Genomic DNA, 18513 nt, shown 5'->3' with positions numbered 1-18513 from the left:
CGTTCACTGGGTCACCTGCAGGCGCCAGTTGCCGATCAGGTTGAACGGCGCCCAGTAGAACGGGTGCGCCGTGGCCGGGTCGGCCATCACCGCGCGCTGCGCATCGCGCATCGCGTCCTGCACCTCGATGCCCTTGGCGAGATCGGTGTACAGGGTGGTCATGAGTTTTTCGGTGGCCGCATCGGAGACCGGCCACAGCGAGGCCAGCAGGGTCGAGGTGCCGGCCGACAGGAACGAGCGGGTGAAGCCCAGCACCTCGTCGCCGTTCTCCACCCGGCCCAGCCCGGACTCGCAGGCGGACAGCGCGATCATCGCAACGTTATCCAGGCGCATGCCCAGCACGTCCTTCGCCTCGAGGTAGTTGGGTTTGCCATCCTTGTCCGCCAGCAGCACCTTGGAATGCAGTGGGTCCAGCGTGTCGGCCATCGCGTGCGCGGCGATATGCACCAGTCGGGAGGCAGGCGCGTTGCTGGCGAAATTCTCCTTGCTGGCCTCGTCGCGGAAGAACAGCCTGGCGCCGGGGAAGCGCTGGGCCAGTTCGTGCACTTCCTTTTCAGCGCCCGGCAGCGGGTCGGCCACCTCGGGATTGATGGTGGGATTGCCGAACGCCAGCAGCTGCGGCGCGGCGGTGGGGGTGCGCTGCGCCAGCCGGGCGGCGATGCTGATCGAAGGCGCGATCGAGATCGGATTGCGCTCGATCAGGTATTGGCCGTCCAGCCGCAGCGCCTGGAAAGGCAGGTAGTGCAGCGGTCCGTGCGGCACGATCACCAGCCGCTTGCCGGCCGGCAGGCCCAGCGGTGCCAGCAGCAACTGGCCGATCTTGCCACCCACCTCCGGCGCGTTCGGGCTGACCCGGATCAGCGCATCGCGATAGGCATCCACCAGCCTGGCCAGATCCGCGCGCGGCAGCGCAACCGGATAACCGACCTCGCGCACGCCCTCGCGCGAGAGCACCCAGGCCAGCAGCCGGTCCGGCAGGGTGTGGAATGCCACCACCACTTCATCCGGTTTCAGCATCGCCTGCAGCGCGGCGGCATCCAGCGTCGCCACGGCCGTCTGGTCGAATTCGACACGCCCGGATACCGCGTCCAGCAGCGCCCGCGAGCGGCTGCGCTCGCTGATGTCGAAGGCCTGCGCCGGCTGGCCCAGCCGGCTGTGCAGGCCAATCGCCCGTTCGAACACCGCCTGCAGGTCGGAAAACAGGCCCATCTTGAATTCGTCGCTGCGGAACTGCGCGCGGGCGCGATCGAATACCTCGATCGCCTGGTCCAGCGCCTGCGCGGCCTCGGCGTCCCGACCCAGCGCGGCCTGGCTCTTGGAGATGCCATCCAGCGCCCATGCGCGATAGAAATCCTCGTCGCCTGCGGCGGGGGCATCAGCCAGCTGCCGGTACAGCGCCAGCGCTTCGTCGGGCTTGTTTTCAGCCAGCAGCAGGCGGCCGCGGGTGCGCTGCAGCTGGGCCTGCTGGCGGGCGTCGGCAGGCACGGGCACCGCGTCCAGGGTGGCGCGCGCGCGCGCCAGGTCGCCGGACAGGATCAAGGCGTTTGCAAGCGAGGCTTCAACCAGCGGGCGGAAGCGCGGCGAGCTGTCGCCGCGGGCCTGGTCGTAGGCGGCGATGGCTTCGTCGTAGCGCGCCTGGCGCGTGCGCACGTCGCCAATCACCTTGCGCGCGGGGCCGTTGACCTGGGTCGGGTCGATGCCGGGATACTTGAGCGCGAGGTTGGCGAACTGTTCCGCGCGCTCCAGCTGGCCGGCATAGCTGAAGGCAATCGCCAGGTCGCGATAGGCCTTGCCCAGCAGGTCGGTATTGCCGCTCTGCAGGGCCACGTGCATCGCCTTGCTGGCGGCGCGCGCGCTCTCGCGGAACTCGCCCTGTTCCGCCAACTCCACCGCCTGGCTGCAATAGGCGTAGCCATCCAGCTTGACCTTCTCGGCGTCGTACAGCGCGGCGCCTTCCGCGGCCAGCGCCAGCGCGGTGTCGGCATCGTCCAGCCTGCCGACCGCGGCCAGCACCGCGCGCGCCTCGGCGCTGGCATCGGGAGCTGGCGCTGGCGGCACGGGCGCCGGCGGCCCAGGCGTGGGGACGTTCTGCGGGGTGCTCGCGGCCGGCGCGGCGCTCACCTCATCCCCCGTCGCAGCGCAGCCGGCGCGGACGGGCGGACAAGCCAGCAGGATCAGGGCGGCAAGGCCAAGTACGGTTGACGCGACGCGAGGCATGCGGGGACTCCCGGGCGGACCGCAGGCCGGGCCTGCAGGATCAGGGGAGTCTAGGAAGGGCCATCGCCCGGGCCTATTCGCGATAAGGCATAGCGCTTACAGCTGATGGCGGCCTGTCCGGAATCGCAGGGGATTGACGTGGGCCGGGCACGCGGGCACTGCAGACTTTGCGGAGGAAACCGTTAATGTAGGAATCCCCCGCAGGGCACCCACCCGCCTCATGCTCATCATCGTCGGCTTCATCGTCGTCACCCTCAGCGTCCTCGGCGGCTTCGTCGCCTCGCACGGCAAGCTGGCCGCGCTGTGGCAGCCGTTCGAGCTGGTCATCATCGGGGGGGCCGCATTCGGCGCCTTCCTTGCCGGGACCCCGCCGAAAACGGTCAAACAGACCTTCGCCGCGGTGATCGGCGTGTTCAAGGGGCCGCGCTACCAGCGCAAGGACTACCTGGATGCGCTCAGCCTGCTGTACGAACTGCTGAACCGCGCGCGCAAGGAAGGCTTCATGGCGCTGGAGAGCCACATCGACCACCCGATGGAAAGCTCGATCTTCGCGAACTATCCGTCGATCCGCGACGACCACCACCTGATGGACTTCATCACCGACTGCCTGCGGCTGATGGTCGGCTCCAACATCGAGCCGCACGAGCTGGAACCGCTGCTCGAACTGGAGCTGGAAAAGCACCACCACGAGGAACTGGCGCCCGCGCATGCGCTGACCAAGGTGGCGGACGGCCTGCCCGGCTTCGGCATCGTGGCCGCCGTGCTCGGCATCATCATCACCATGGCCTCGATCGGCGGCGACGTCGCCGCGGTCGGCGGCCACGTGGCCGCCGCGCTGGTCGGCACCTTCCTCGGGATCCTGCTGGCCTACGGGTTCGTGGCGCCGCTGGCGGCCGCCGTGGAAGCCCGCGCCGAGCAGGATTCGCGCATTTATGAGTCGGTCAAGACCGCGCTGCTGGCCAGCCTGCGCGGCTACCCGCCGAAGATCGCGCTGGAGTTCGCCCGCAAGACCGTGCCCTCGGCCCTGCGTCCGGATTTCTCCGAATTCGAGCAGCACATCAAGGCGCTGAAATAAACCATGGCCGGCAAGGACGAAAAGCCCACCGTCATCGTCCGGCGGGTGAAGAAGGTCCAGGGCGGCGGCCACCACGGCGGCTCCTGGAAGGTGGCCTATGCCGATTTCGTCACTGCGATGATGGCGTTCTTCATGGTGATGTGGCTGGTGGGGGCGCTGACCACCAAGCAGCGCGAGGCGGTTTCGGACTATTTCAAGAACCCCAGCCCGATTGCCGGCGCCAGCCCGGCCCCCGCACCCGGCATGAACGGCCCCGGCGGCGCCAGCAATTCGATGATCAAGCTGGGAGGCACCATGGACCTGCCGAAAGGCCCCGGCGCCGAGTTCACCCGCACGCCCGGCGACCCCACCGAGGCGCAGCGCCGCGAGCAGGAAAAGCAGCGGCTGGAAGCGCTGAAGAAGGAGCTGGAGGAAGCGATCAGCAAGAGCCAGGCACTGGAGCCGTTCAAGGACCAGCTGCTGCTGGATCTCACCCCGGAGGGCCTGCGCATCCAGATCGTGGACAAGCAGAACCGGGCGATGTTCGACCTCGGCAGCGCCCAGCTGATGCCCTATACCAGCGAGATCCTGCACGAGATCGCGCGGTTCGTGAACCGCGTTCCCAACCGCATCAGCCTGGCCGGCCATACCGACACCGCCAACTACGCCACCCGCATCGGCTACAGCAACTGGGAGCTGAGCGCGGATCGCGCCAACGCCGCCCGCCGCGCGCTGCTGGAAGGCGGCATGGCGGCGGCCAAGGTGGTGCGGGTGGTCGGCTTCGGACCGGCAGTGCCGTTCGATGCCGCCAATCCGCTCAACCCGATCAACCGCCGCATCAGCATCGTGGTCATGACCAAGGAAGCGGAAGACGCCGCCCTGAGCCGGAACCAGGCGATGCCGTCGATTGCACCGCCGACCGCGGCCGCAGCCACATCCGCGCAGGCAACAACCCCTGCACCGGCAGCAACCCCCGCGCCGACGGCCAAACCCGGCGGCTGAGGCCCGCCGGGTGGACTCAGCGTTCGGCCCGCGCTGCGTGCCGGCGTTGGCCCTGCCCCCGCACCACGAAACGCTCGATGGTCAGCGCCTCCACGCCCATCGGGCCGTAGGCGTGCAGGCGGGTGGTGGAAATGCCGATCTCCGCCCCCAGCCCCAACTGGCCGCCATCGTTGAAGCGCGAGCTAGCGTTGACCATCACCGCCGAGCTGCGCACCGCATCCACGAACGCCTGTGCCGCCGCCGGGTCGCCGGTGGCGATGACTTCGGTGTGGTCGGAGGTGAAGCGCCGGACATGGGCGATGGCCTCCTCCAGTGAATCGACCACGCGGACGGCAATGACCAGATCGAGGAACTCGGCGGCGTAGTCGTCGTCGCTGGCCTCGGCCAGCGAGGCATCGAAGGCGCGCGTAGCTGCATCACCGCGGGCCTCGACCCCGCTGGCCTGCAGCGCCGCCAGCGCGCGTGGCAGGAACGCCGCGGCGATGTCCCGGTGCACCAGCAGGGTTTCCAGCGCATTGCAGACACCGGGGCGCGAGGCCTTGCCGTCGATCAGCAGGCCCAGCGCAAGCTCCACGTCGGCGGCGCGGTCCACGTACAGGTGGCAGACGCCCTTGTAGTGTTTGATCACCGGCACGCGCGCGTGCTCGGCGACGAAGCGGATCAGGCTTTCACCGCCGCGCGGGATGGCCAGGTCGACCAGATCGGTGAGCTGCAGCAGTTCCAGCACGTGTTCGCGCGCGGTGTCCGCGACCAGCGAGACCGCCGCTTCCGGCAACCCGGCATCGCGCAGCGCCGCGTGCAGGCAATGGGCAATGGCGGCATTGCTGGCGGCCGCCTCGGAGCCGCCGCGCAACAACACCGCGTTGCCGGCCTTCAGGCACAGCGCCGCCGCCTCGGCGGTCACGTTCGGCCGTGCTTCGTAGATCATCGCCACCAGCCCCAGCGGGATGCGCTGGCGTTCGACCACCAGCCCGTTCGGACGTACGTCGCGGCGGGTCACTTCGCCCAGCGGATCGTCCTGCGCGGCCACCTCGCGCAGCGCCTCGGCCATGCCGCGCACACGCTCGGGGCTGAGCGCGAGGCGGTCCAGGGTCGCCTTGCCTGCCCCGGCCAGGCGTGCACGTTCCAGATCGCCGCCGTTGGCGGCAAGGATCGCGTCCTGCCCGTCCAGCAGCCGTTCGGCCATGCCTTCCAGCAGGGCGCGTCGGGTTGCCGCGTCGGCTGCGGCGATCGCCGCCTGCGCCGCGCGCGCCGCCAGTGCCAGCTCGCGCACGTAACCGCTCATGCCGTGGTCTCCCCGTTGGTGTCGATGGGCGACGGGCCGGCTGCCTGCAGCAGGACCAGATCGTCGCGGTGGATCATCGCTTCGTTGTAGTGGAACCCCAGCACGGCTTCGATCTCGCGGCTGTGGCGACCGGCGATGCGCGCACCGTCTTGCGCGTTGTACTGCGCCTGGCCACGTGCCAGCACACTACCGTCCGCAGCCCGCACCTCGATCACGTCGCCGCGGCGGAAATCGCCGGCCACGGCGCGCACGCCGCCGGGCAGCAGCGAAGCGCCGCGCAGCAATGCGGCGCACGCGCCTGCGTCGATCTTCAGCGCACCTGCCGCGGGCGCATGCCGCAACCACTGCTTGCGGGCGCGCAGGCGGCTGCCCTGCGCATCCACCAGGGTGCCGTGCAGCCTGCCCTGCCCCAGCGCCGCTACGGTAGTGGCATCGCGGCCACTGAACAGCGCGGTGGAGATGCCCGCGGTCGCGGCCTTGGCGGCCGCTTCCAGCTTGGTGCGCATGCCGCCCGTGCCCAGCGCCCCGGCATCGCCGGCCATCGCCAGTACCGCCGGCGTGATGGTCTCGACGCGCGCCACCGGCTGCGCGTCCGGGTCCTGACCGGGATGACCGCTGTACAGGCCGGCAATATCTGTGGCGATCAGCAACAGCTCTGCATCCACCAGCGAGGCCACCGCAGCGGCGAGGTTGTCGTTGTCGCCGAGTTTCAGTTCATCGACGGCGACCGTGTCGTTCTCGTTGACCACCGGCACCGCGCCCAGCCGCAACAGCTCCAGCAGCGCGCTGCGCGCGTTGAGGTAGCGGCGGCGATCGCGCAGATCCTCATGGGTCAACAGGACCTGTGCCACCGGCGCTTCGAAGAAGCGCTGCCACAGACCGATCAGCTGGGCCTGTCCCAGCGCAGCCAGTGCCTGCTTGGCGGCGATGGTGGGTGCCCCACCGCCAGCCCGGGGCAGGACCGCGCGCCCGGCCGCGACCGCCCCGGACGACACGATGACCACCTCGCGCCCGGCCTGGCGGCTGGCCAGCACGAACTGCGCCAGCCCCAGCGCGAAGCGCGGGCTCAGGCCCCCCCCCTCGGCGGCAAGCAGGCTGCTGCCGACCTTCAGCACCGCGCGTTTCCACGGCGGCAGGATCTGGGCGGGGAAGGCCTGCGTGTCCATCACTCAATGCGTCTTCCATTCGTGGACGACGATGTCCGATGCGCCATGCACCGCCAGCGGATCGGCCGCCGCGATCCTGCGCGCCTCCTCCACCCCGGCAATGCTGCGCAGCAGGTAGGCGCCGCCGCTGCCGTCGGTGAAGCCGCCGCTGGTTTCCAGCACGCCGCGTTCGCGCAGTCCATCGAGGAAGGCGGCATGCGCCGGCAGCAGGCCGGCGTCGAATCCAGGCCGGCGCAGCACCAGCACCAGATGGCGCAGGCGCGTGGCGCTCACAGCGCCTCCCAGCGCGCGCGCAGCACGTCCAGTCGCAGGTCCGCGGTGGCGCCCGGCGAGGTCCGCGCGGCCAGCGAGCCTTCCGGCGTGCGGCCCTGCCCGGCCGTTTCACTGCTCGCCGCCGCGGCCTTGTAGGCCTCGCGGAACGGCAGGCCGGCGATAGCGGCCTCCACCGCCACGTCGGTGGCGTACATGCCGGAATCGATCGCCGCGCGCAGGCGGTCTTCACGCCAGTCGAGGTTGGCCAGCAGCGCCGGCAGCAACTCCAGCGCCGCCAGGCCGCGGCCGAAGCCGTGGTAGATCGCCCCCTTGGACGCCTGCAGGTCGCGGTGGTAGCCGGACGGCAGCGACAGCAGCTGCTCGATTTCGGTGCGCGCCGCGGCCACGCTGGCATGGGTGGCCCGCATCAGTTCGATCACGTCGGGGTTGCGCTTGTTCGGCATGATCGAACTGCCGGTGGTGTACTGCGGCGGCAGCGCGACGAAACCGAACTCCGCACTGGTGAACAGCGACAGGTCCCAGGCCAGCCGCCGCAGGTCCAGGGTGGCGCTGCCCAGTGCTTCCAGCGCCGCCAGCTCGAACTTGCCGCGCGACAGCTGGGCGTAGACCGGCGACACCTGCATGCGCGCGAAGCCCAGCGCGCGGGTGGTGTGCTCGCGGTCCAGCCGCAGGTTGACGCCATAGCCGGCGGCGGTGCCCAGCGGGTTGCAGTCCACCAGCGCCAGGGTGTCGGCGGCGCGCACGGCATCGTCGATGAAGGCCTCGGCCCAGCCGGCCCACCACATGCCGGCCGAGGACACCACCGCGCGCTGGATGTGGGTGTAGCCGGGGACGGGCAGGCCGTGCTCCGCGTCGGCGCGGTCCAGCGCGACCTTGGCGATCTCGCGGGAAAGCGCCGCCAGTCGCGCCAGCTTTTCCTTCAGCCACAGGCGGGTGGCGACCAGCACCTGGTCGTTGCGGCTGCGCCCGGTGTGGATCTTGCGGCCGGCGTCGCCCAGCCGTTCGGTCAGTCGTGCCTCGATGGCGGAATGGCCGTCCTCGAAACGATCGTCGAGGACGAAGGTGCCGTTGCTGAAATCATCGGCCAGATTGGCCAACTCCCGCTTCAGCCCGCCCAGTTCGTCCAAGGTGAGGATGCCGATGCGCTGCAGGCCTTCGGCGTGGGCCGTGCTCGCGGCGATATCGTGCAGGAAGAACGCGCGGTCCAGCAGCACGTCGTCGCCGGCCAGGAAGGCCTGGATACCGGCGTCCACCGCCACCCCGGGCTTCTGCCACAGAAGATCGCTCATGCCGCCTCCTCGTAAGCCGGAATGCCGGCCAGTTCGTCCAGCCCGAAGGCGAGGTTGAGATTCTGCAGTGCCTGGGTGGCCGCGCCCTTGAGCAGGTTGTCCTCGGTCGCCACCACCACCAGCCTCTTGCCGTCGCCGGACAGGGTGAAGCCGCCGATCTCGACGTGGTGCTTGCCCGCAATCCGGCTGACCCACGGCGCCTCGTCCTGCACCCGCACCAGCGGCTCCGCGGCATAGCGGCCGCGGTAACGCGCCAGCACTTCCTCGTGCTCGAACGGGATCGACAGGTGCAGGTTGGCGGTCAAGGTAATGCCACGGAAATGCGGGGCGACGTGCGGCATGAACTCCACCGGATGGCCCAGCTGATGCGGCACTTCGCGCTCGTGGACATGGCCGGCCAGCGCGTACGGCATCAGGTTGTCGCGCAGCAATTCGACATTGTTCCTGTCGCTGGGCGTGGTGCCGGCGCCGGAATAGCCACTGACCCCGAAGCACTGCACCGGCCCGTCCAGCACGTTCAGCATCGGCGCGATCGCCAGCTGCATCGCGGTGGCATAGCAGCCCGGATTGCTGATGCGCCTTTGCCCGGCATAGCGCGTGCGGGTCAGCTCCGGCAGCCCGTAGTACCAGGACGGATCGAAGCGGTAGTCGGCGGACAGGTCGATGATGACCGGATCGGCGCCGGCGTCGTCGAACTGCTGGACGATGTGCGCGGCCTTGCCGTTCGGCAGCGCCAGCACCACCGCGTCGGCGCCCAGCCCCGGCAGGTCGCGGTAGTCGGGCGAGCTGTAGCGCAGCTCGCCCGCGAAGCCGGCGTTGTGGTCGGCCACGCGCTGGCCGTCCAGCTCGCGCGAGGTCACGAACGCCAGCTCGAAGCGCGGATGCGCCGCGAACAGGCGGATCAGCTCCGCGCCGGTGTAGCCGCGCGCGCCGACCAGGCCCACCTTGATCGCCGCGCTCACGCCGGCTCCTCCAGCGTGGCCGGCCGCTGCGCGCACAGCGCGACATAGCGTTCGATCAGCGGGAAGCCCGCATCGCCATACCAGTACACCTTCCACTTCTCCTGCTTGATGCAGCCGTCGGACTCCGCGTCGTAGAACGCGTTGACCGGGTTGCCGTGGCGCGAACGCCAGAACAGCGCGGGGTTCTGCTCGCGCATCACCAGCCACACCGCCCGGCCCAAGCCCTCGCCCTGCGCCTCGTCCAGCACCGCGAACTTGTCCAGGTACACGCCGGCCTCTTCGCGGGTGAGGATGACCGCGGCGCGGTAGTTCTCGCTGACGTAGGCGCGATGCAGCCGGGTGGTCTCGAAATAGTCCGGCACCAGCTTGCGTCCGAACGCCGATTCGATCAGCCCGCGCAGCCGTGGCAGGTCGAAGTCCGTCCAGGCATCGCCCTGCAGCACGCGCTCGCCGCGCCGCACCAGCGTGCCCGAACCCTTGTGGGTGAACAGTTCCTTGGCCAGCTCTTCGGGCCGGGTGATCGACACGGACGACGCCTGCGGCAGACCGTCCAGCAGGTCCTTGATCTGCTCGATCTTCACCCGCATGCCGCCCTCGATCCACGGCTGCTGCATCAGGTCGTCGTACTCGGTGGACAGGTTGATCGAGTCGATGACCCGGCCCTCGGCGTCCAGCAACCCGCCGGTGCCGGTCAGGAACACGATCTTGTAGGGCTGCAGCTTCTGCACCAGCTCGTTGGCGGCGAAGTCGGCGTTGACGTTGAGGATCTGCCCCCCCACGGTCTCGCCCAGCGAGGCGATGACCGGAATCGAACCCGCCTGCAGGCTGGCCTGGATCGGCGCTAGGTCGACGCGCTTCACGTCGCCGACCAGCCCGTAGCGCTCGCGGTCCATGTAGTCGGCCTCGAACACGCCGGACACGATCGAGGTGGCGCGTGCATCCGCCGCCTGCAACGCCTCCACCAGCTTCAGGTTCTGCGCATGGAACACGCGGCGCACGATGGCCAGCGCCTCCGGCGAGGTCACCCGCAGGCCGTCGATGGTCTGCTTGACGATGCCGGCGGCGGACAGCTCCACGTCCAGCTGCGGGCCAGCGCCGTGGATGACGATGGGCGTCAGGCCCACGTCCTGCAGGAAGGCCAGCGAGGACACCAGTGCGTCGAGGTCGTCGCGCAGCACCGCGCCGCCCACCTTGACCACGGCGAAGCGCGCCGCGTCCAGCTGCGAAAAACGCTTCAGGTACTGCGAAATTTCCTTCGCGCTGCCCATGCTGGACAGCAGCCGCACGATGGTCTGGCGGGTCTGCGGATCGTGCACGGCGTGTGGGGAGAGGATCGGGGTCACGAGGGATCGGTTCCAAGGATGCGGGTGATGGAGTCGGCATAGCGCTGCAGCTGCTCAAGCGCCACCCACTCGTCGGCGGTGTGGGCCTGGGCGATGTCGCCGGGTCCGTAGACGAACGCGGTCAGGCCGGCCTGCGAGAACAGGGACGCCTCGGTCCAGAAATCGACGGCATTGCCGATCGGCAGGCCCAGCCCGTCGGCCAGGTCGCGTGCGGCCAGGCGGCGTTCCTCGGCGGTCGCGATATCGCCGGCTGGCAGCGAAGGCCCGCGGAAGGTCTCTTCATAGCGCTCCAGCGCACCCACCGCGGCGCAGGCGCCAAGGCGCACGTGCAGCGTGTCGATGTCGTGCGACGGCAGCGGGCGGAAACCGAACCGCACCTCCGCGCTCGGCGCGATCACGTTGGCCTTGATTCCGCCCTCGACCTTGCCGATGTTGAAACGCAGGCCGGTCAGCCCGCCGAAGCGCGCGCTGGCTTCACCTTCGACCAGCGCCAGGGCATTCGCACCCCAGCGCATCGCCTGGTGCAGGGCGTTGGCGTTCATCGCGTTCGCGCCCGAGGCATGCCCGGCCTCGCCCTTGAACTTCAGCAGCACCGAACTGATGCCGCGATGCGCCAGCACCGCCTCGCAGCGGGTGGGCTCGGCGATGATCGCCTCGTTGAAGCCGTGGTCGCGGGCGAGGAACGCGGCGATGCAGCGCGGGTCGTTGGCTTCCTCGTCGGAGGAGAACAGGAACGCGGCGTCCCCGGTGGTGGCGTTGGCGGCTGCCACCAGCCCGGCTGCAGCGCCCTTGATGTCGCAGGCACCGAGGCCAATGGCGCGGTCCGGCGTGACCCGCAGGCTGAGCGGGTCGGCCGTCCACGCGGAGGATGACGGCACCGTGTCCAGATGCACGTTGAACACCCGCCGCGGGTTGCCGCGCACGGCCAGCAGCGAAACCGCGCCGTCGCCATGGTCGGTGACCTCGCAGCGGAACCCCGGCAGCTGCGCGCGCAGGTAGTCGAAGATCCCGCCGGTGCCGATCAGGCGCGGCGGGTTGCGGGTGTCGTAGGACACCAGCGCTTCGAGATGGCGCAGGACCGCATCGAGCATCTCAGCCACCGCCCTGCCCGCCATTCACCTCGGCCCACAGGGTGCTGCTCATGCCGAACAGCTTGATGAAGCCCTCGGCCTCCTCCACGCCCCAGTCGGCCGACTGCGCGTAGGTGGCGCCCTTGGCGTTCAGCAGATGCGGCGAGCGCACGGCGACGGCATCCACCCGGCCACCCTGGGTGCGCAGCACCACCTCGCCGTTCACCGTCCGCTGGCTGGAAGCCAGGAAAGCCTCCAGGTCCGCCTTCAGGGGATCGTGGAAGAAGCCCTCGTAGACCAGCTCCACCCATTTGCGGGCGATGTCGGGCTTGAAGCGGTTCTGCTGCTTGGTCAGCACCGCCTCTTCGAGCGCACGGTGCGCGGCCAGCAACGCGGCCAGACCGGGCGCCTCGAACACGATGCGGCCCTTCAGGCCGATGGTGGTGTCACCGGTGTACATGCCGCGGCCGACGCCGTACTGGGCGAACATGGTGTTGAGCTTGGCGAGGATCTTCTCGCCCGACAGCTCCTGCCCGTCCAGCGCCACGGCTTCGCCGTTCTCGAAGCGCAGCGTCACCTCCAGCGCTTCGGCCGGCCATTGTTCGCGGCGCGCGCACCAGCCGCGCGCACCCTCGCCAGGTGCCTCCCAGGCGTCGATCTCGCCGCCGGACATGGTCAGGCCCAGCAGGTTCTCGTTGATCGTGTAGGCCTTCTGCTTGGCGCGCACGCCGAAGCCGCGCTCCTCCAGGTAGGCCTGCTCGTACGCGCGGGTCTGGGTGTGCTGCTTCTGGATCTCGCGGATCGGCGCCACGATGCGGTAGTCGCCCTGCGCCTTCACCGCCAGGTCGAACCGCACCTGGTCGTTACCCATGCCGGTGCAGCCGTGGGCGATGGCATTGGTGCCGAGCTCGCGGGCCCGGGCCAGGCTGGCGTCGACGATCAGGTAGCGGTCGGAGACCAGCAGCGGGTACTGGCCCTGGTAGCCCTCGCCCGCCCACACGAAGGGCTTCACGAAGCCGGACCAGATGGCAGGGCCGCCGTCGACGGTGACGTGCGAGGCCACGCCCAGCTCGGCGGCGCGGGCCTCGATGGTGGCACGCTCCTCGGCATCCACGCCGCCGGTGTCGGCGAACACGGTGTGCACGTTCCAGCCCTGCTCCTTCAGGTAGGGCACGCAGAAGCTGGTGTCGAGGCCGCCGGAGAAGGCGAGGACGATGTCGCGGGAGTCGTTGGGGGCAGTCATTGGGATTTCCGAGGGGGAGGACGGGAAAGGGGGCGCGGCTCAGCGCAGCAGCGCGGCCATCACGGCCTTCTGCACGTGCAGGCGGTTTTCGGCTTCATCGACGGCGATACAGCGCGGGGAGTCCATCACCGCATCGGTGGCCTTGACGTTGCGGCGCAGCGGCAGGCAGTGCGAGAACACGCCGTCGTTGGTCAGCGCCATCTTCGCCTCGTCGACGATGAAGTGCTTGTAGCGGTCGCGGATCGGCTTCTCGGGTTCCCAGTTGCCGAAGAACGGCAACGCGCCCCAGCTCTTGGCATAGACGACGTCGGCGCCGGCGTAGGCGCTCTCGATGTCGTGGCTGACCTGGAGCGAGCCGCCGCTTTCCGCCACGTTCTGCGCGGCCCAGCCCATGTAGCGCTCGTCCAGCACGTAGTCCGGGGTCGGGCACAGCAGGGTCACGTCCATGCCCAGGCGAGTGGCGATGGTCAGCGCCGAGTTCGCCACGGCGGTGTTCAGCGGCTTCGGGTGGTAGGTCCAGGTCAGCACGTACTTCCTGCCGCGCAGGTCGGTGGTGCCGAAGTGCTCCTGCAGCGCCAGCGCGTGGGCCAGCTCCTGGCAGGGATGGGTGATGGTCTCCATGTTGATGACCGGCACCGTCGAGTACTTCGCGAAGGCCTTGAGCACCCGGTCCTCGCGGTCCACCGACCAGTCGACGAACTTGGGGAAGGCGCGCACGCCGATCAGGTCCACGTAGCGCGCCAGCACCCGCGCCACCTCGGCGATGTGCTCCTCGGTGTCACCGTCCATCACGGTACCGAGGTCGAACTCGATCGGCCACGCGTCCTTGCCAGGCTGCAGCACCACGGCATGGCCGCCCAGCTGGAACGCACCCAGCTCGAAGCTGGTGCGGGTGCGCATGGACGGATTGAAGAAGACCAGCGCGATCGAGCGGCCCTTCATGGCGTCGCCGAGCTTGCTGCGCTTGAACGCGGCGGCCTGCGCCAGCAGGGTGTCCAGGTCGGGGCGGCTCCAGTCCTGGGTGTTGAGGAAGTGCTTCATCGGCAGTCGACTCGGTGGGAAGGGGGATGTTTTCGGGGCCCAGAAACGCAAAAACCCAGCCTGGGGGCTGGGTTCGGATGGTGAAGCACGAGGACGCGTCCGGATTACCCAGCAGGATGTGAGGATTCCGGTCGGCGCGCACGCGAGGTCATGCCGGAGGCCATCCGGGCAGAGTCAGCGTGACGCGTGGCGAGTTGGGCGTTCATCGGGGCGGCATGCTCGCATGCCGGGAGGTCCGGCGCAAGCGATCAGTCGAAGGGCTGGGGGGCGATCGAGACGCGGATGCGCAGCCGGTTGCCGGGGTCGCGATCCATGCGGGTGCGGAACTTGCTTCCGCGGTACATGTAGTCCACGTCGTAAGCGATGATGCGGCGGTGTTCCTTGGCCACCGGCTCCATCCGGCAGTTGCGCGCCTCGTCTTCCGCCTTGCGGTCGTCCCCGCGGATGCGCACCGCGCTCATCACCCGCGCCAGGGTGGCGCTGACGGCCGGCTCTCGGGGGTCGCAGACCCGCTCCATCGACGTGGTGCGCAGGGTCTGGTAGACCGGTCGCACCGACAGCACCTGCGCATAGTCGTAGCGCACGTTCTCGACCGGCAGCACGACCTCGCGCGTGGCGTCCTGGGCGAACGCCGGGGCCATCGCGAACAGGCCCAGGGGCAGGCACAAGGCAGCGAGGTTTCGGGAAGCGGACATGCGCGGAGTTTATCGGCCCGCGGCAGGCACCGCATGAATCAACGCTGTCGCGGCGGCCGGCGCCGCGCGGCCGCTACAATGGCGTATCCCAAGCGCGTGCCGCCATGAGCCCCTCCAACCCGCTCCACCTCTACAACACCCTGAGCCGCCGGACCGAGCCTTTCGCACCGCTGTCGCCCGGGTGCCCAACCATGTACGTGTGCGGGCCCACCGTCTACAACTACGTGCACATCGGCAACGCCCGCGGGCCGGTGGTGTTCGGGGTGCTGGCCGCACTGCTGCGGCGCCGCTACGGCGGCCTGCGCTACGCCCGCAACATCACCGACGTGGACGACAAGATCAACGCTGCGGCGAAGGACCTCGGCACGCCGATCTCCGCGATCACCGACAAATACGCCGACGCCTACCGCGAGGACATGGCGGCATTGGGCGTTTCCGGCGCGTTCGCCCCGGACATCGAGCCGGCCGCCACCGCGCACATGCCGCAGATGATCGCGATGATCGAGCGCCTGATAGCCGATGGCCACGCCTACGCGGCGGAAGGCCACGTGCTGTTCGCGGTGGGAAGCTTCGACGGCTACGGCAAGCTGTCGCGCCGCGACACCGACGAGATGCTGGCCGGCGCCCGGGTGGAAGTGGCGCCGTACAAGCGCGACCCCGGCGACTTCGTGCTGTGGAAGCCCTCCAGCGACGACCTGCCGGGCTGGGAATCACCCTGGGGCCGCGGCCGCCCGGGTTGGCATATCGAATGCTCGGCGATGGCGGAAGCCCACCTGGGCGAGACCATCGACATCCATGCCGGCGGCGTGGACCTGCAGTTCCCGCACCACGAGAACGAAGTGGCGCAGAGCGAATGCGCCCACGGCGGCAAGCCGTTCGCGCGGTTCTGGCTGCACAACGGCATGCTGAACTTCGGCGGCGCCAAGATGGCCAAGTCGGTCGGCAACATCCAGCGCGTGCACGACCTGGTGCGGCAGCACCCACCGGAAGCGCTGCGCTACGCGCTGCTCTCCGCGCACTACCGGCAGCCGCTGGAATGGTCGGACGGGCTGATCGAGCAGTGCGTGCGCACGCTGGACCGGCTGTACGGCACCCTTCGCGACCTGGCGGATGTCGATGCCGTGCCGGCCACGCCGGCCAGCATCGAGGCGGCGCTGGATGACGACCTCAACACCCCGGCGGCGCTCGCGGAGATCGCCCGCATCGCCGGCGAGGCGCGCAAGGCCACATCGACGGAAGACAAGGCCGCGCTGAAGGCGCAGCTGCTGGGCGCCGGCATGGTACTGGGACTCCTGCAGCAGGCGCCGGCCGACTGGTTCGCGCGCGGCGCCTCCGGTGACGACGACGCCCGCATCCAGGCGCTGGTGGACGAACGCGGCGCCGCCAAGCAGGCCCGCGACTTCGCCCGCGCCGACGCAATCCGCCAGCAGCTGGCCGACGAAGGCATCCTGCTTGAGGACACGCCGCAGGGCGTGCGCTGGGTGAGGAAGCGCATCTAGCCGGCGTCCTGTCGGCACCGGCTGCGCTGCCGGGCACCCGTCCATGGATGGCCGGGCCGGACGAACAGGATCAATGGTTGCAGCGCCATGGAGGGCAACAAGCAAGTCCCAAGGAACGACATGACCAACTCCCCCTTCCCGCTCGAGCCTACCGCCGCCGACGCCCAAGCTGCCATTGCCGATGAATTCGGCTTCTTCGGCGACTGGTCGGAGCGCTACCAGTACCTGATCGACCTCGGCCGCAAGCTGCCCGAGTTCCCCGACGCATGGAAGACCGAGGAGCATCGCCTGCAGGGCTGCCAGTCGCTGGTCTGGATCGTGGCAGACGGTGATGCGGAGCGGCTCGATTTCCACTCGATCAGCGACTCCGCCATCGTCTCGGGCCTGGTCTACCTGGCCCTGCGCGTGTATTCCGGGCGCAGCGCGGCGGAAATCATCGCCACCGAGCCGGACTACATCGCCTCCATCGGGCTGTCCAAGCACCTGTCGCCGACCCGCAGCAACGGCCTGGCCGCGCTGCTGGCCTTCATCCGCGAACGCGCCCGCGCCGCCCTGCCGGAATGAGCGCGGCGCCGGCCCCGCCGCTGCACAGCCGCGGCTTCCGCTGGCTGCTGCTGTACCGCATCTGCACCCTGCTGTCCTACCAGATCGTCGCGGTCACGGTCGGCTGGCACATCTACGAGCTCACCGGTGATCCGCTGGCGCTGGGGCTGGTGGGGCTGGCGGAAGTGGTGCCGTATTTCTGCATCGCGCCTTTCTCCGGGTATCTGGTCGACCACCTGCCGCGGCGCAAGCTGGGTGCGGCGGCCTGCACCCTGCTGGCGGTCAATGCCGGCGTGCTGGCGCTGATTGCGAGCGGCGCCCTGCCCACCCATGGCACCTGGCCCATCTATCTGGCGGTGGCGGTAGGCGGCATCGGCCGCTCCTTCCTCGGCCCCGTCTACAACGCGCTGTTCGCGCGCGTGCTGCAGCGCGCCCAGTTCGGCCACGGTGCCAGCCTGGGCAGTGTGGTGTTCCAGATCGGGCTGGTGCTTGGCCCGGCCGCCGGCGGCGTGCTGGTGGGGGCGGCGGGCAAGCCCGTGGCCTATGCGGTGGGCACGGCGGTCGCCCTGCTGGCCGCCGCCACCCTGCTGGCGATGCCGGTGTCCGAGCCAGCCCTGCCGCAACAGCGCGGCCCGATCTTCCGCAGCATCGCCGAGGGCGCACGCTTCGTCGCGGGCAACCAGATCATGCTGGGCGCGATGGCGCTGGACATGTTCTGGGTGCTGCTGGGCGGGGCGATGTCGATGCTGCCGGCCTTCATCAAGGACATCCTGCACGAAGGTCCCGAGGCGCTGGGCATCCTGCGCGCCGCGCCGGCGGTCGGCTCCATCGTGATCGCGCTGTGGCTGACCCGCCACCCGCTGCAGCGGCATGCCGGGCGGGTTTTGCTGCTGGCGGTGGCCTGCTTCGGCCTGTGCACCATGGCCTTCGCGCTGTCCCGCCACCTGTGGTTGTCGACGCTGCTGCTGGTGCTGTACGGCGTCTGCGACGGCGTGTCGGTGGTGATGCGCTCCACCATCATGCAGCTGGTCACCCCGGACGAGATGCGCGGCCGGGTGTCGTCGATCAACGGTATCTTCGTCAGCTCCTCGAACGAACTGGGCGCCTTCTACGACGGTGTGATGGCGAGACTGATGGGGCTGGTGCCGGCGATGATCGTGGGCGGGTTCGTGACTCTGGGCGTCGTCGCCACCACCGCCCGGCTGGCCCCGCGCCTGCGCCGGCTGGACCTGCGCGAACTGCAGTAACCGGCGCCGCCCGCGTTAAACTACGCACTTCGCAGCAACGCTCCACGGAATTCGCGCCATGCCCTTTGTCGTCACCGAAAACTGCATCAAGTGCAAGCACACCGACTGCGTCGAGGTGTGCCCGGTCGATTGCTTCCACGAGGGCCCGAACTTCCTGGTGATCGACCCCGACGAGTGCATCGACTGCACCCTGTGCGAGCCCGAGTGCCCGGTGGGCGCGATCTTCCCGGAAGAGGACGTCCCCGCAGGCCAGGAAGTATTCATCGGCCTGAACGCCGAACTGGCAAAGGAATGGCCGGTGCTGACGGTGCGCAAGGATCCGCCGGCCGACGCCGCGGAATGGGACGGCAAGCCGGACAAACTGCCGCTGCTGGAACGCTGATCCGGCGGGGTCCACCGGCCATTCGCCGCCCGCGACGCGCCGAATTGCCGCGCAACGCGGCCACACCGGCCGCGCATGCGATCTACTTGCCTGCACACATCGCGGCGGGCGCTTGCCGAACGCATCTGCCACACCAGCGCGGCGTTCTGGATCGCGCATGACGCGACCCAGAACGAACGAGGCCTGGTGCGGGAGACGCGAA

17 protein-coding genes are annotated in these 18513 nt (G+C 69.5%); 6 read left to right on the top strand and 11 right to left on the bottom strand.

Going from position 1 to position 18513, the window contains the following annotated elements; all coding sequences use genetic code 11:
• Nucleotides 1–3: 3 nt before the first annotated feature.
• Entirely contained in the window at nucleotides 4–2121 is a 2118-nt protein-coding gene (locus ICG51_RS12725; RefSeq protein ID WP_223809454.1) for a CHAT domain-containing protein, read from the bottom strand.
• A 316-nt stretch (nucleotides 2122–2437) separates the two neighbouring features.
• On the opposite strand from ICG51_RS12725, the gene motA reads away from it, so the two are divergent.
• Both motA and motB read left to right on the top strand, forming a co-directional pair.
• On the top strand, nucleotides 2438–3292 hold the full coding sequence (motA, locus tag ICG51_RS12720; protein ID WP_190280706.1) for a flagellar motor stator protein MotA: 855 nt from the start codon (nucleotides 2438–2440) through the stop codon (nucleotides 3290–3292).
• 3 nt (nucleotides 3293–3295) lie between these two features.
• Complete coding sequence (gene motB, locus ICG51_RS12715) at nucleotides 3296–4273, top strand: flagellar motor protein MotB (RefSeq protein WP_190280705.1); 978 nt, start codon at nucleotides 3296–3298, stop codon at nucleotides 4271–4273.
• A gap of 16 nt (nucleotides 4274–4289) precedes the next feature.
• Here motB and ICG51_RS12710 read toward each other — a convergent pair whose 3' ends face one another.
• From ICG51_RS12710 to ICG51_RS12665, 10 genes are all read right to left on the bottom strand, one after another.
• Complete coding sequence (locus ICG51_RS12710; RefSeq protein WP_190280704.1) at nucleotides 4290–5558, bottom strand: glutamate-5-semialdehyde dehydrogenase; 1269 nt, start codon at nucleotides 5556–5558, stop codon at nucleotides 4290–4292.
• The gene (gene proB, locus ICG51_RS12705; RefSeq protein ID WP_190280703.1) at nucleotides 5555–6724 is read right to left on the bottom strand and encodes a glutamate 5-kinase; all 1170 of its coding nucleotides are present in this window, start codon (nucleotides 6722–6724) and stop codon (nucleotides 5555–5557) included. The genes ICG51_RS12710 and proB overlap by 4 nt, the downstream gene beginning before the upstream one ends.
• 3 nt (nucleotides 6725–6727) lie before the next feature.
• Nucleotides 6728–6997, bottom strand: coding sequence for a YciI family protein (locus ICG51_RS12700; protein ID WP_223809453.1), 270 nt, complete (start codon nucleotides 6995–6997; stop codon nucleotides 6728–6730).
• Complete coding sequence (locus tag ICG51_RS12695; protein ID WP_190280702.1) at nucleotides 6994–8286, bottom strand: argininosuccinate lyase; 1293 nt, start codon at nucleotides 8284–8286, stop codon at nucleotides 6994–6996. Before ICG51_RS12695 ends, ICG51_RS12700 begins: the two co-directional genes overlap by 4 nt.
• Nucleotides 8283–9248, bottom strand: a complete 966-nt coding sequence (argC, locus tag ICG51_RS12690) for an N-acetyl-gamma-glutamyl-phosphate reductase (protein ID WP_190280701.1) — start codon at nucleotides 9246–9248, stop codon at nucleotides 8283–8285. Before argC ends, ICG51_RS12695 begins: the two co-directional genes overlap by 4 nt.
• On the bottom strand, nucleotides 9245–10564 hold the full coding sequence (locus tag ICG51_RS12685) for an acetylglutamate kinase (RefSeq protein ID WP_190282480.1): 1320 nt from the start codon (nucleotides 10562–10564) through the stop codon (nucleotides 9245–9247). Before ICG51_RS12685 ends, argC begins: the two co-directional genes overlap by 4 nt.
• Before the next feature lie 23 nt (nucleotides 10565–10587).
• Nucleotides 10588–11691, bottom strand: coding sequence for an acetylornithine deacetylase (locus ICG51_RS12680; protein WP_190280700.1), 1104 nt, complete (start codon nucleotides 11689–11691; stop codon nucleotides 10588–10590).
• On the bottom strand, nucleotides 11684–12904 hold the full coding sequence (locus tag ICG51_RS12675) for an argininosuccinate synthase (protein WP_190280699.1): 1221 nt from the start codon (nucleotides 12902–12904) through the stop codon (nucleotides 11684–11686). Before ICG51_RS12675 ends, ICG51_RS12680 begins: the two co-directional genes overlap by 8 nt.
• Before the next feature lie 39 nt (nucleotides 12905–12943).
• Nucleotides 12944–13951: an N-acetylornithine carbamoyltransferase gene (locus ICG51_RS12670; RefSeq protein ID WP_190282479.1), complete on the bottom strand. Its 1008-nt coding sequence runs from the start codon at nucleotides 13949–13951 to the stop codon at nucleotides 12944–12946.
• Between the two features lie 242 nt (nucleotides 13952–14193).
• Nucleotides 14194–14640 (bottom strand): hypothetical protein, encoded by a 447-nt coding sequence (locus ICG51_RS12665; RefSeq protein ID WP_190280698.1) that lies wholly within the window; start codon nucleotides 14638–14640, stop codon nucleotides 14194–14196.
• Between the two features lie 104 nt (nucleotides 14641–14744).
• Here ICG51_RS12665 and cysS point away from each other — a divergent pair, with 104 nt between their 5' ends.
• The 4 genes from cysS (at nucleotide 14745) to fdxA (ending at nucleotide 18311) form a co-directional block, all read left to right on the top strand.
• Nucleotides 14745–16139 carry a cysteine--tRNA ligase gene (gene cysS / locus ICG51_RS12660; RefSeq protein WP_190280697.1) on the top strand — a complete coding sequence of 465 codons (1395 nt, stop codon included), beginning with the start codon at nucleotides 14745–14747 and terminating at the stop codon, nucleotides 16137–16139.
• A gap of 120 nt (nucleotides 16140–16259) precedes the next feature.
• The gene (locus ICG51_RS12655) at nucleotides 16260–16703 is read left to right on the top strand and encodes a SufE family protein (RefSeq protein WP_190280696.1); all 444 of its coding nucleotides are present in this window, start codon (nucleotides 16260–16262) and stop codon (nucleotides 16701–16703) included.
• A complete protein-coding gene (locus tag ICG51_RS12650; protein WP_190280695.1) occupies nucleotides 16700–17929 on the top strand; it encodes an MFS transporter in 1230 nt (409 codons plus the stop codon). The genes ICG51_RS12655 and ICG51_RS12650 overlap by 4 nt, the downstream gene beginning before the upstream one ends.
• A 58-nt stretch (nucleotides 17930–17987) precedes the next feature.
• The gene (fdxA, locus tag ICG51_RS12645) at nucleotides 17988–18311 is read left to right on the top strand and encodes a ferredoxin FdxA (protein ID WP_190280694.1); all 324 of its coding nucleotides are present in this window, start codon (nucleotides 17988–17990) and stop codon (nucleotides 18309–18311) included.
• Nucleotides 18312–18513 lie beyond the last annotated feature (202 nt).

It is taken from the genome of Thermomonas sp. XSG, from assembly GCF_014678725.1.
GTDB lineage: Bacteria > Pseudomonadota > Gammaproteobacteria > Xanthomonadales > Xanthomonadaceae > Thermomonas.
The sequence above is the reverse complement of the archived record's forward strand: the minus strand, read 5'-3'. Positions and strand labels throughout refer to the sequence as shown.